Genomic DNA, 13383 nt, shown 5'->3' on the forward strand with positions numbered 1-13383 from the left:
CTCAGGATACGAATATCTCAAAAATTCGTATCTGAGTACGAATAATTGACAAATTCGCCTCCAGATGCGAATTTAAAGATCCGTTCGTTTTCTGGACAGCCTTATATGAAAGCGCAAATCAGCGTTATCACCGGCGATCTCGTCAACTCACGACGCGTAGACACCCCGCGTTACCTCGCACAGTTACACACCGAACTCACGGCGCTTAAACAGGCCAACCTGCTGACACAGTTTGAGATTTTCCGCGGCGACGCGTTTCAGGCCGTGGGACGGCCGGAGCACGGCCTGTGGCTGGCGGTCTATCTGCGCTGCGCCTTAAAAGCGCACCATGATGACGCGCTCTGGGATGCGCGCATCGCCGTCGGCCTGGGCAAACGCCGGGGCCGGGGCGACGGCTACGGCAGCGCCTTCCTCAATTCCGGCAACGCGCTGGACCAGATGACAAAAAATTGCAGGCTGGCTCTGAAAATTGACAATGAACGCGCCAATGCCATTGTCAGCGATCTGCTGCCGATGCTAGATCATAACCTTAGCCGTTTGTCGCAGGCAGAAGCGCAGGTCGTGCAGGCGCGCATGCTGGCGGCGACCAACGCGCAGGCGGCCGCCGCGGTGCGTAAGGCGGCATCAACCGTTTCCGCAACGCTGAAGCGCGCGGCCTATGATGAAATTATCCGGTTCATTGATGCAATTAACAGGATCATTTAAGTATGGATTTGACCTATGCGCCGCTGTTGATCTGGCTGCTGGTGCTCCATCTGCTGGCGGATTTCCCGCTGCAGCCCCGCGCCTGGGTGCAAGATAAGGCCCGTCACCGCCATCGTTCGCGTTTTTTACTGCTGCACGCCCTGCTGCACGGCGTCGTGGCGGCCTGGGCCGTCGCCGGCTTCGCCATGCTGCACGGCGGCTTATCGTCGGCGGACGTGCTGCTGACGCTGCTGGCGGTCGGCGTCAGCCACTATCTGATTGATTTAGCCAAGGTGACGCTGATGGCGCCGATGAAGCCGGCAGCCAGTTTCCTGCTGGATCAGGGCCTGCATCTGCTGGTGATGGTGCTGCTGTGGCTGGCCATTGTGCCACAGGTTAGCGTGCTGCTTGAGGCGTTATGGCAGCGTGTCGACGGCTGGCGCGTCGGGCTGGCGGCGCTGGGGTACGGGCTGATCTATATGCCGATGGGCCTGCTGATTGGGCAACTGCTGGCAAGCTGGACGCCGCAGATGCCGCCGAACGCCAAGGCGGACAACGATTCACTGCTGCGCGCCGGCAAACAGATCGGCTACCTGGAAAGAACGCTGATCCTGACCTTTGTGCTGTTGGGGCATATTCCCGCCATCGGCTTTCTGCTGGCGGCCAAGTCGATTTTCCGCTTTGGCGACCTGCGCCAGAGCGACGATAAAATGCGTACCGAGTATGTGATGCTCGGTACGCTGTTTTCTTTCACCCTGACGATTATGCTGGGGCTGCTGATTACCTGGCTATGGTAACCGGCCGCCGTCGCTTACAGCCAGGCGCCGAAGCGGCGGATATAAAAACGCTTCATCAGCTGCGCAACCACGCAGTAGCTGACCAGCGTCGCGGCCAGCCACGGGAAGTATTCCCACGGCAGCGGCTGCAGCCCCACCCAGGCGCCGAGCGGTGAAAACGGAATATAGATGCCAACCGCCATCACCAACCCGGTCATCAGCAGCACCGGCAGCGCCGCCGTGCTTTGGATAAACGGGATCTTCTGGGTACGCAGCATATGCACCACCAGCGTTTGTGACAGCAATCCTTCAATAAACCAGCCCGACTGGAACAGCGCCTGGTGCTCAACGCTGTTGGCGGCAAACACAAACCACATCAGCGCGTAGGTGGTAATGTCGAAAATCGACGACGTCGGGCCAATCCAGATCATAAAGCGCCCGATATTTTTGGCATCCCATTTGCGCGGCTTACGCAGGAACTCCTTATCCATTTTGTCCCACGGCAGCGACAGCTGTGAAATGTCATACATCAGGTTCTGAATCAGCAGGTGAATCGCCAGCATCGGCAGGAACGGGATAAAGGCGCTGGCGACCAGCACCGAGAACACGTTGCCGAAGTTAGAGCTGGCGGTCATATTCAGGTACTTGATGATGTTACCGAAGGTTTCGCGCCCTTTGATCACCCCCTCTTCCAGCACCATCAGATCTTTTTCCAACAGGATGATGTCCGCCGACTCCTTGGCGATATCGGTGCCGCTGTCTACCGAGATACCCACGTCGGCATCACGCAGCGCCGGCGCATCGTTGATGCCGTCGCCGAGAAAACCCACGGTATGGCCATTGGCCTGCAGGGTTTTCAACACGCGGGATTTTTGCAGCGGCGTCAGCTTGGTAAACACGGTGCGCAGTTCCACCTCCTGCGCCAGCCGGCGATCGTCCATCAGCTCGATTTGCGGCCCGGACAGCGGTACGCCCGGCTCCAGCCCGACATCGCGGCAGATTTTGCAGGTGATCACCGGGTTGTCGCCGGTCAGCACTTTCACCGCCACGCCGTGCTCCTGCAGCGCGCCGATCGCCGCCAGCGCGCTCTCTTTCGGCGGATCGAGGAAGGTCAGCAGCCCCCGGATCACCAGGTCGCGTTCATCATCCACGCTGAGCGGCAGCGCGCAGCCCTGCTCACCCAGTTCGCGCGTCGCCAGCAGCAGCACGCGGAAGCCGTCCTCATTATATTGGTTAGCCAGCGCCAGCAGCGCCGCGCGGCGCGCCTCATCCAGCGCCACCCGGCTGTCGCCCTCCTGCACATGGCTGGCGATAGCCAGCATCTCCTCCACCGCGCCTTTACAGATCAGCAGCTGTTGCTGCCGTTCATCCTCCACCACGATCGACAGGCGGCGGCGGATAAAATCAAACGGCAGTTCATCCACTTTGCTGTAACGCCCCAGCGCTTCAATCCCCGGTTTGCCGCGGCCGAAGCGGACAATCGCCTGATCCATCAGGTTCTTCATGCCGCTCTGGTGAAAACTGTTCAGCCATGCCAGGTAGAGCACCTGACGGTCGGACGCGCCGCCGGCGTCCAGATGGTGCTCCAGAATAATGCGATCCTGCGTCAGGGTGCCGGTTTTATCGGTGCACAGCACGTCCATGGCGCCAAAGTTCTGGATGGCGTTCAGCCGCTTCACCACCACTTTGCGCCGCGACATGGCGATAGCGCCCTTCGCCAGGTTGGAGCTGACGATCATCGGCAACATTTCCGGCGTCAGGCCGACGGCAACCGCCAGCGCAAACAGCGCCGCCTCGCCCCAGTCGCCTTTGGTAAAGCCGTTAATCAACAACACCACCGGCACCATCACCAGCATAAAGCGGATCAACAGCCCGCTGACGCTGTTCACCCCGCGGTCAAACGCCGTCTGCGCGCGGCTGCCGACGATCGATTTCGCCAGCGAACCGAAATAGGTCTGGCCACCGGTGGCCACCACCACCGCACTGGCGGTGCCGCTGGCGACGTTGGTGCCCATCAGGCAAATATTGCTCAGTTCAAGCAGTTGGCTTTCGCTGGCGGCTGCCGCGTCGCAGGATTTCTGGCTGACGCTGCCTAGCGTGTCATATTTTTCAATCGGGATCGCTTCCCCGGTCAGAATCGCCTGGCTGATAAACAGATCGCGCGAGCTGAGCAGCCGCACGTCCGCCGGCACCATATCGCCGGCCGACAGCTGAATGATATCCCCCGGCACCAGCTCGCGCAGCGGGATCTCCACCACCAGCGGCTGCGTGCTGAAGCTGCTGCGGCGCAGCACCGTCGCGGTGGTGCGCACCATGCTTTTCAGCGCTTCCGCTGCTTTATTAGTGCGGTATTCCTGCCAAAAGCGCAGCAGTCCGCTCAGCGTCACCATGATCAAAATAATGATAACGCCGGTGAGATCGGTTTCTTCACCGCGCTGCGCCGGCAGCCAGTAGTCGGTAAAGAAACCGATCGCCGCCAGCACCATCAGCACGAAAATAAACGGATTGTTGAAGGCGCCGAGCAGCTGCAGCAACGCATGGGGGGCTTTCTCATGGGCGACCTGGTTCGCACCGTAGTAGGCGAGCCGCTCCTGCGCGTCGTCCTGCGTCAGACCCAGACGGTTGCAGTTAAGCTGCGCCAGCGTCTGGTCAATGCTGTTTTTTGCCTCTTGCGCGATGGCATACGACTCATGGCCCTGCGAATGGCGATGAGTTTTATGGTTGAAGAAAGTCATAACGCTATGCTCTTATTTTTATTCTGCGCGCAAGGGTGCCCCCGCCAGGAAAATATTGGCGTCGCGCAGAAAGAATTTATTTAATTATATTTACCGGCAGGAAAGATTATTCCGCAGGTAACGCAGACCATAAAAATCCGGGATGATCGTCCATGACGCCTCCTTATCACCCAGCGGGTGAAGCACGTTGATCAGAATCAGTCGACCAGGCTGCGCAGAGCATGGCCGAACGCACGCCGAGCCTGGCTCAGCGCAAGTGCGAAGGGAGGCCTGGAGGGAACAGGCTAAAGCGGAAAAGTGTCATATCGCTATCCGAATTCAATCCTCCACGACGCGCAGGCGGTGGAGACAGCGTTATTATTCGGGATGCACAACACAGAAATAACTGGGAAGGTGCTGCCCGCCAAAAGCGGCAAGCAACAAATCAGAAGAAGATAGGTCAGCCTGCCGTATTTAATTTATCGCAACTAAAACTGTCCAATTAATTTCTCCTGATAGATTTTGTGCGAAGTATAATAATGCAGGGTTATGAAGTAAAGCAGGTTTTATTAAACGAAGCGTCAACCTGACGGCAAAATAATAATCGCCGCCAACAATTAGCCGCAAGCGGCGCGTCACAGCTGTTGCTGCAGCCAGGCCAGCAAGCGCTGCACCGCCGGGTTATCATTGGCCTGCGGCCAGACCAGGTAGTAATCAATGCCTTCCGGCCGCCAGGCATCGGCCAGCGCCACCAGCCTGCCGGCGGCCAGCATATCCCTGACCAGCAGGCTCTTCACCAGCGCAATGCCAAAGCCCTGCTCGGCGGCGCGCAGCAGCAGCCCCGCATCGTTGAACAGCGCTAACGGTCTCCCGCACTCCGCCATGCCCCGCGCCCGGAACCAGGTGCGCCACGGCGTAACGTCATGTTCCAGCAGCGGCAACGCCTCATCTCCCTGCAACAGCGCCGTTTGCCAGCGCTGCGCCAGCTCGGGCGTCGCGACCGGAATCACTTCACCGTCGGCAATCCGTTGCGCCTGCACGCCGCGCCACTCGCCGGCGCCGATGCGGATCGCCGCGTCGAACCCGTGGTGCGCCAGATCCTGCACCGCCAGAGAAGCATCAATATCCAAAACGATATCCGGATGCGCCGCCTGGAACGCGGGCAGACGCGGCAACAGCCAATAGTGGGCAAAGGACGGCAATACGCTGATGCGCAGCCCCTGCCCGGCGTCGACGGCGCGCGCGCGCAGAACGCCCTGCTCCAGCGCCTGCAGCGCCGGCTCCGCGGCCGCCAGCAGCTCGCGGCCGGCGCCGTTTAAACGCACGCCGCGGCCGCGACGTTCAAACAGCCGGTATCCCAGGGCCTGCTCCAGCTGCCGAATCTGCTGGCTGACGGCCCCGTGCGTCAAATGCACCTGCTGCGCCGCAGCACGCAAGTTTTCTAACCGCGCGGCGATAATAAAGGTTGGCAGAAACTGCAGAGGCAGACGTTCAAGTTTCACTGGTTAGCCTTGCTATCCAAAAGTGCCATTTTTTCTCGATTTTCCCCGACTGGCAAGCCGTTTACTCTACGCTTACTACACCACGCTATGACCGGAGCCAACGATGCACCCATCTTTGCAGCAGGATTTACGCCAATTCCCACAAATTCTTGACCAGGTCCGTCAACTGGCCGCCACCTTCCTGGCCGGGCTGCATGAACGCCCGGTCTGTCCGCCGCTTGCGGCCCAACAGCTCAAGCCAGGCGACGATCGCCTGTCTGACGAGGGGGTGGGCGCGCAGGCCGCGCTGGACTACTTCTGGCAACGCTACGCCGACGGGATTTCCGCCAGCGCCGGCCCACGCTATTTCGGCTTTGTCACCGGCGGCGTCACGCCCGCCGCGCTGGCCGCCGACTGGCTGGTCAGCGCCATCGACCAAAACAGCCAGCTCAGCCATGACACCGTCGCCGCCGCCATTGAGCTAGCGGCGATTGAGCAGTTGAAAAGCCTGCTCGGCCTGCCAGCGGACTTCAGCGGCACCCTGGTCAGCGGCGCGACGATGGCCAACTTCTGCGGGCTGGCGATTGGCCGCCAGTGGCTAGGGGAACGGTGCGGGGTCAATGTCGCCCAGCAAGGCATGGCGGCGCTGGGCAAGGTGCAGGTGTTGGCCGCCAGCCCCCACTCCAGCAGCGAAAAAGCGCTCAGCATGCTGGGCATCGGCCGCGACGCGCTGCAGCTTATTGCTACCCTGCCGGATTCGGAAGCCATTGACCCGGATGCGCTGGAACGTCATTTGGCCGCGCACCCGACGACGCCAACCCTGGTGCTGGCCAGCGCCGGCACGGTGAATACCGTGGCGTTCGACAATATCCCGCGGCTGCTGGCGCTGCGCGAGCGCTACGAGTTCTGGCTGCATGTCGATGCGGCGTTTGGCGGCATCGCCGCCAGTTCCCCGGCCTACGCCCCGCTGCTGGAAGGCTGGCAGCAGGCGGACTCCATCACCGTCGATGCGCATAAGTGGTTAAATGTGCCCTATGACAGCGCCATCCAGTTTACCCGCCACCTGGCGTTGCAGATGCAGGTGTTTCAGAATCAGTCGGCCTATCTGGAAGCGCCGGATCTGCGCCCGGATAATTATCTGCATCTGACGCCGGAGAACTCGCGTCGCTTCCGCGCGCTGCCGCTGTGGATGTCACTGGTCGCCTACGGCCGCAGCGGCGTACGCGATATGGTCGAACGCAACGTCCAATTGGCAAAACGGCTCGGCGAGGGTCTGGCGGCCTGCCGGGGTTTCCAGCTGTTGGCGCCGGTCAATCTTAACGTGGTGTGCTTTGCCTTGACGGAGGTTGCCGGCGACGCCGAGGCGGCGCGCGACAACTTCCTGGAGCGTCTGAACCAGCACGGCGCGATTCGCTGCACCGCCACCCGCTATCGCGACCAGCCGGCGATCCGCGCCGCACTGGTGAACTGGATGACGGAAGAGAAAGATATCGCGCTGGCGCTGGAGGCGTTACGGACGTGCCGCTTTACAGCGGCATGACCGCCCTGGGGGCGCCGGTGTGCCAGGCGGCAAACGCCTGCAGCCGCTGAGTTTGCCGGCCGTCGTCGTCCATGTTGTCGACGGCGAGCCAGCGGCTGAAGGCGGCGCGGCGCTGCGGCCATTCGCTGTCCAGCATTGACAGCCAGTCGGTATCGCGGGAGCGCCCCTTGACCACCACCGCCTGACGGAAGGTGCCTTCAAAACTGAAGCCAAAGCGCAGCGCCGCCGCACGCGACGGCGCGTTAAGCTGGTCGCATTTCCACTCGCAGCGGCGATAGCCGAGATCGTCGAAAACATGGCGCAACATCAGAAAGATGGCCTCACTGCCGCTCACCTGACGCTGCATCAGCGGCGACCAGTTGATCATGCCCAGTTCCACGACGCCGTTGGTCCGGTCAATGCGCAAGAAAGCGCAGTTGCCGATCGCCCTGCCGCTGCGCTGGTCGAACACCGTCATGGTTTTTCTGTCGCCGGTCCGCCCCTGAGTTTGCAGGTAATGCGTAAATTCATCCAACGTTTGCGGCCGCTCATGCGAAAGATACGTCCAGTCGCGGTCATCCTCGGCCAGCTGGTAGGCGTGAAACAGCGCTGCGGCATCACGCTGAATATCCAGCGGCTCCAGGCGACAAAAGCGCCCGCACAGCGTCTGTAGCCCCGGCTCTCCTGCGGGCTGCCACTCTGGTAGCGCATCGCCGATGCATTGACCAAACTGATTATTCCTCACCATCGACCTCTTCATGGAATGGGTTAGCCCAAGCAAATTAAGCGGAACGCCTAGCGGGCGCAAGCACCGGGCAGAAAATGTCGACGACAATAGTTCAGCAAAACCAATAGGTACTCACTCCCCTGTCACATTTTCATCAACGAATCATCAACAAAACGCTAATTCTTTGTTCTACATTGTTTTGCCGGATGAAAAATAGACTAGAAATATTAAAGAAATGTGACAACCGAAGGTCTATGATGATACAAAATGAAAAGATTACCATTCTCAATAAAATGAGACGACACTCTAACTCAGTGAATTATAGGAATTTTCTGCTATCAACGACGCTCAGCAAGAAAAAATGCGTACAAAAAACAGACCGATAGCAATCAAAAAAACAACACATGAATTTTTTTTAAGAATTTTCCTAGCAATGTGAAATTTAAAATCGTGACATGATAAACAGACTCGATGAACAGGCGAGCGGCGCTTAGCCGTCTTAGGCGACAGGACGAATGTTGTGATCTGGCGACGCTGACAAAGCGTTATGCTAACTTAAGTCAAACTTATGAATCCATCGGTTTGCTAAGGTTAGTCATAAAATATCGTTGAGCCGCTTCGCGTTTATTGGTAGAACATTCTTAATTAGTGATATTTTGATTTTTTTGCCTTTTGGCTTTCAGGCTTTTTCTCATTATTACCGCGGTAAAACGGATTTAAGTGGGGGTGCAATATGCCAACGATCATCATGGACTCATGCAGCTATACGCGATTGGGTCTAACGGATTACCTGACATCGAACGGTGTGAAAAAACGGCAAATAAACGCCGCGACAGACATTGATAATCTGCACGAAAAGTGTACGCGTTTGAAACCCAGTCTGGTATTTATTAACGAAGACTGCTTCATCCATGAAAGCAACGCCACGGAACGCATTAAACGGGTGATCTCACTGCATCCGGATACGCTGTTCTTCATCTTTATGGCCATCACCAATGTGCATTTTGACGACTACTTATATGTGCGTAAAAATGTCATCATCTCGTCGAAGTCCATCAAGCCGGAGACGATGAATCAGCTGCTGAGCCACTACCTGGAACGCAAGCCGGCCACCCGCTCAGAGAAGACCACTCTGGACCAAACGCCGGTCACGCTAAGCCAAACCGAATCGAATATGTTACGTATGTGGATGTCCGGACAGGGCACCATCCAGATCTCCGACCAGATGCAAATTAAGGCAAAGACAGTCTCCTCCCATAAAGGGAATATCAAACGCAAGATTAAAACGCATAATAAGCAAATCATCTATCACGTGGTGCGGCTAACCGATACGCTGACCAGCGGAATATTTGTCAATAGTCGTTAAGGACGGGAATATCGCCGAAACAATCGGTCATCACTGGCTCGAATAACCACAAAATCGCGTATAACCACGTATTTTGTCATTAAACATGAAGCACCTGACTGCGACATTTTTGCCGCAGCGGGTTATTCATATTTATTCCCAGCATACGGGTATGACGTTATCATTACGCAAGGTGAAAATAACCGGCCGAATCCATTTTTAACGCGGCAACTGGTCAGCTCAGCTAATCTTTCTGCGCATTGTGCGGCTCGACAAAGGTGCCGTCGCGGCTGTCTATCTCATTGAAGAACCATACGCCGGCCGGGTAATCCTCCAGGGCTACCAGATACATCGTGCCCTCATTAAACACCTCCACCGCCAGAATGGTGCCCTCGCGCCGCGGACCGCCGTCGGTCTTCACCGTTACCGTATCGTTGACTTTCATCATTGCCTCTCCTCGTTTGTTGCTCTCAGTGTATAACAGCGTACGCGATGCCGGGCATCCGGCCGCCATTTTATCTGCCGCCGCGCTTTTTCGCATTCTTAACACTCTGCCAGCAGAATCTTACGCCGCTGGCGGGTAGTCTGTATCCCGGTATCTCCCCCCAGAGAGGTGCCTGCAAATGAAGAAGTAACAAGGAACTTTTGCCCGCCGGCACCGGCGGGCTTTTTTTATCTTCAGGCGCAAAAAGACATTAAGTACATAAAGTAAATTAATAATAATCAGCATGTTATTTTCATCCTGCGTTTTCTTCAAATGAGTGCCCGGCATCACCTCATCAACGAACGCAACACCACGCCACGCCACGCCACGCCACGCCACGCCACGCCACGCCACGCAGAACAGCCAGGGCACGGAGCCATACGCCACGGAAACCGCTCTACACAGCCCCCGTCTGCACGATTTACTTTATAAAATTTTTGCAAAGGATCTTTTCCGTAATTGCCACCCTCAGCCCACGCCATGGTTGGGCTTCTGCGAAAGATAGGCCGTTGCAACGTTTTTCAACGGTTTGCAAAAGCAGATCGACACGAAAAGCTTGGTAAAAATGTTAACTTTATAATATGAAATGACCTATTTTGTATTCCGTGAGGTTCTGCAGATGAGCTAACACCTTTCCGGCAATAAGCGAACAGTACCTTGATATCAGGTGTGGCGAAGCTTGACGGGTGTTTTGGGCAGCGCCGGAAGTTTTGCAAAAGTGCAACGGGATGGATCTTTGCGCCACGCATCACGAAGTGGAAACAACAAGAATTGATATACGCCGCCGCCACCGGTTATCCTTCGCTTAGATTGAATTAGGTTGATTTAACTTAAGGAAGAGATATGGACGCAAGGCAAGTTGCACAGGGGATCGCTGAAGGGATTGCATCTATACCAGTAACATTTGGGTATAGTGTCCGCCGTACATGGGAAGGTTCTGGCGCTGCTGGCAGTGACCTTAAAGCGCGGAACAGCAAAGAAACAGAGCGATTTATCGCCCTGATTCGTTCTGCAGTAAACAAAGAAGAGCCGATCAGAAAACTGGTGATGATTGTCATCACTGAGTTTTACACCAAGCTGAATGACAACGGCAAAAAAGCGGTCAACGGCAAACTAAACCGCGTTGAGGGGAAGCTAGTTGGGCGCAGCCTAGCACAGTTTTACGTCGCCAATAAAATAGCATCAACCCTTATCCGCAAGGCCAGCTACGGGATGATTTACAAGCGGTTCATCTCATACAGCACCACGGTATCACTGAACATTGTCATGTTCCAAGGGATGATCGAGCAATCCGCTCTAGCATCACGTAGGATGCAAGTGAAATATCCGTGGCTCTATTACAAAGTACGGGGAATGAACCTTGATATGGCCTATTTTCTTGTCGAGGACTTCCTCGAACCATACCTAATTTACATAAGCAGCCCATCACAGCAGTTTTGCGCAGGTGTTGATAATGAACTCGATAAAATCCTTTCTCGCTAAATTCGTCAAATTCGTGGGACGTCAAACCGCTGATTTAGTCGAGTCGGTTGTCTTGGGCCTATTCTCGATAGCCGCGTTTGTTGCACTGTTCTGGTTTGATGAATGGTGGCAATCAATAGGCGCTGCAGTTGGGATCTTCCTCATGGGCTTTTTGGTCAGCCTGGCTATCGGATGGGTTCGGGGGGAGCACAGGAGTGGTCTGTGAGAAAAAGTGTCACTGTCGCGTTGGGCGTGATAGTCGCCGCCGGGATTGTACTGACTGCGGCCCTGCCATACGTGAAGATGGAGTTTGCCGGCAGCGCCCACTATACCGAACAAGATACGCGGGAGTATGAATATTACACCCCCGAACTACTGAAAAACATGCCAAGAATTTCAAATAATTATGAATTTAATTATAGCAACATCAGTGGTCCGCAGGCGTTGGTATTCGGCATACAGTTCAACGGCACAACGGATACCGGCAAAATTCGTGATTACCTGGTTTCTAAAGGTTATCAACCACAGCAACAGTGCCAAACTGAAGCTGAATGCTGGCGCTCGGCGCAAAGCAAAGATGTGGTATCTTTTTATCAGTCAACGGAATTAAATTTAGTGAGCGTCGAAATTTATCGCAGTGAGTATACCGAGTAACCGCGCTGAAACAGGGTTTGGTTCGCCTTCCGGAGTTTACGGGTTTGGGCTGCAGGCGACCAATCGGTTATACCAGGCACCAACAGTGAGGTGCTCATCATCCGACAGAAATTTTTTCGCCAGGCACAAAAAAACCCGCCTTGGCGGGTTTTTAGTTAATCAGCGAAGAGCCGATTAGATAGCGGTAACGTTAGCCGCAGATGGACCTTTAGCGCCGTTCTCGATAGAGAACTGAACGTCCTGGCCTTCAGCCAGAGTTTTGAAGCCGTTACCCTGGATTGCAGAGAAGTGTACGAACACGTCTTTGCTGCCGTCTGCAGGAGTGATGAAACCAAAACCTTTAGACTCGTTGAACCACTTCACTTGACCTTTGATCATGTTGGACATGTCGATTTCCTTTAATAAAATATGTTAGCCGCCATCGGCAGCGTTAAATAGCCGGTTATCAGTTACTTATGGAGGCACCGGAAAGGAAATTCGTCAAAGAAGGCTATCAGGGATAACGCTCTAGATTTGAACTACTTTACTCAAAATGTCGTGCATAAATAGGTCTGTACCAACAGGCCGACTGCATTAACGCACGATGGGTGTTTAATAGCAACTCTTTTCGTCATCGGCGGTGTTAAAGTCAGTCATTCGTTCAGTTTTTACGCCCTGTGCGCGTTTTTAGCGCACAAGGCGTTGTTTTCAGCCATCTCTTTGCCACAACGGCTTTCGGAGTTATCCCTATATCGTCTTGCTGCGCCAGACCATAAAATAATGCCAAGTTCACCACTCCTCCTGGTGATGAACACTACAAGCTGTGTTGTAAATTTTTATGCGCCTCCCTATAGGCGCTTTTTTTATGCCTGCATCTCGGCGTCGCGCTTCAGGAATCTTCTCATTGCTGCTCGGTGTGATTTCCGTCACAACTATGCCCCTTCCAGGGCACTTTATCGAGGTCACGTTATGGCGACTGAATACTTATTACTTTTGGCCGGTTTGGCTGGTATCGCAGGTTTTGCGATGTATAAACACTTCAAAGGCGTCAGAAAAAGCAGTTTGGTGCGCCCAAACGACCGCTAAACCCTTCCCTTGCCGGGGAAACACCCCGGCTTGCCTCCCGCCAGCAAGTAACATTAACGTCACACTAACGTCACAATAAAGCCATATGATAATCGACGCCCTATCCTTATCGGTTTATTCCAGGGATCGTCTATGGCTACTATAAAAGCAGTTAACCATCAGCAGGCGGAAACGCTTATCCGTTCCGGCACGGCGAAAAAGATTGAGCTGGCGTACGATATCGGCAGCGATGATTTCTTTCAGCTCGCCACGTTATGGTGCGATCGCGGCGCCAAAATCACCAAGGGAAAAGAACACTTCATTGTTTCATTAAAAGGATTTCGCATTCCTCCTAATGATTAATCCTACGCCGCTTCCGGCGGCGCTTTACGCCTTCCTGAGCGTCAACCGCCCTTTCTTCTACATCCGCCGTTCCGGCTTGCTGTAACATTCTCCGTATACTGTCCCGCAACGCTTATTTATCTACACTGAGA

13 protein-coding genes are annotated in these 13383 nt (G+C 55.3%); 7 read left to right on the plus strand and 6 right to left on the minus strand.

The window, feature by feature from the left end:
- The first annotated feature begins 105 nt into the window (after positions 1-105).
- Positions 106-705 (plus strand): hypothetical protein, encoded by a 600-nt coding sequence (locus D781_RS13690; protein WP_015672932.1) that lies wholly within the window; start codon positions 106-108, stop codon positions 703-705.
- 2 nt (positions 706-707) lie between these two features.
- A complete protein-coding gene (locus D781_RS13695; RefSeq protein ID WP_015672933.1) occupies positions 708-1481 on the plus strand; it encodes a DUF3307 domain-containing protein in 774 nt (257 codons plus the stop codon).
- Positions 1482-1495: 14 nt separating this feature from the next.
- Here the strand turns inward: D781_RS13695 and mgtA are convergent, their stop codons facing one another.
- A complete protein-coding gene (gene mgtA, locus D781_RS13700; protein ID WP_015672934.1) occupies positions 1496-4195 on the minus strand; it encodes a magnesium-translocating P-type ATPase in 2700 nt (899 codons plus the stop codon).
- A 614-nt stretch (positions 4196-4809) separates the two neighbouring features.
- Positions 4810-5676, minus strand: a complete 867-nt coding sequence (locus D781_RS13705) for a LysR substrate-binding domain-containing protein (protein ID WP_015672935.1) — start codon at positions 5674-5676, stop codon at positions 4810-4812.
- Between the two features lie 103 nt (positions 5677-5779).
- Here D781_RS13705 and D781_RS13710 point away from each other — a divergent pair, with 103 nt between their 5' ends.
- On the plus strand, positions 5780-7195 hold the full coding sequence (locus D781_RS13710) for a pyridoxal-dependent decarboxylase (RefSeq protein WP_015672936.1): 1416 nt from the start codon (positions 5780-5782) through the stop codon (positions 7193-7195).
- Here D781_RS13710 and D781_RS13715 read toward each other — a convergent pair.
- Positions 7182-7919: a GNAT family protein gene (locus D781_RS13715; RefSeq protein ID WP_015672937.1), complete on the minus strand. Its 738-nt coding sequence runs from the start codon at positions 7917-7919 to the stop codon at positions 7182-7184. The two genes, D781_RS13710 and D781_RS13715, sit on opposite strands and share 14 nt — an antisense overlap.
- A gap of 715 nt (positions 7920-8634) precedes the next feature.
- On the opposite strand from D781_RS13715, the gene rcsA reads away from it, so the two are divergent.
- Positions 8635-9267, plus strand: a complete 633-nt coding sequence (rcsA, locus tag D781_RS13720; RefSeq protein WP_015672938.1) for a transcriptional regulator RcsA — start codon at positions 8635-8637, stop codon at positions 9265-9267.
- Between the two features lie 223 nt (positions 9268-9490).
- On the opposite strand, the gene dsrB is transcribed toward rcsA, so the two are convergent.
- Together dsrB and D781_RS23705 are read right to left on the minus strand one after the other, a co-directional pair.
- Positions 9491-9691 carry a protein DsrB gene (dsrB, locus tag D781_RS13725; RefSeq protein ID WP_041412152.1) on the minus strand — a complete coding sequence of 67 codons (201 nt, stop codon included), beginning with the start codon at positions 9689-9691 and terminating at the stop codon, positions 9491-9493.
- Between the two features lie 120 nt (positions 9692-9811).
- Complete coding sequence (locus tag D781_RS23705) at positions 9812-10117, minus strand: hypothetical protein (protein WP_124014451.1); 306 nt, start codon at positions 10115-10117, stop codon at positions 9812-9814.
- A gap of 456 nt (positions 10118-10573) precedes the next feature.
- On the opposite strand from D781_RS23705, the gene D781_RS13730 reads away from it, so the two are divergent.
- Together D781_RS13730 and D781_RS13740 are read left to right on the plus strand one after the other, a co-directional pair.
- Positions 10574-11212 carry a hypothetical protein gene (locus D781_RS13730; RefSeq protein WP_015672940.1) on the plus strand — a complete coding sequence of 213 codons (639 nt, stop codon included), beginning with the start codon at positions 10574-10576 and terminating at the stop codon, positions 11210-11212.
- Between the two features lie 201 nt (positions 11213-11413).
- A complete protein-coding gene (locus D781_RS13740; RefSeq protein WP_015672941.1) occupies positions 11414-11845 on the plus strand; it encodes a hypothetical protein in 432 nt (143 codons plus the stop codon).
- Between the two features lie 174 nt (positions 11846-12019).
- On the opposite strand, the gene cspE is transcribed toward D781_RS13740, so the two are convergent.
- Positions 12020-12232: a transcription antiterminator/RNA stability regulator CspE gene (gene cspE / locus D781_RS13745; protein ID WP_015672942.1), complete on the minus strand. Its 213-nt coding sequence runs from the start codon at positions 12230-12232 to the stop codon at positions 12020-12022.
- A gap of 810 nt (positions 12233-13042) precedes the next feature.
- On the opposite strand from cspE, the gene D781_RS13750 reads away from it, so the two are divergent.
- A complete protein-coding gene (locus D781_RS13750; protein WP_015672943.1) occupies positions 13043-13252 on the plus strand; it encodes a hypothetical protein in 210 nt (69 codons plus the stop codon).
- The last annotated feature ends 131 nt before the right edge of the window (positions 13253-13383 follow it).

Source organism: Serratia sp. FGI94, from assembly GCF_000330865.1.
Lineage (GTDB): Bacteria > Pseudomonadota > Gammaproteobacteria > Enterobacterales > Enterobacteriaceae > Serratia_B > Serratia_B rubidaea.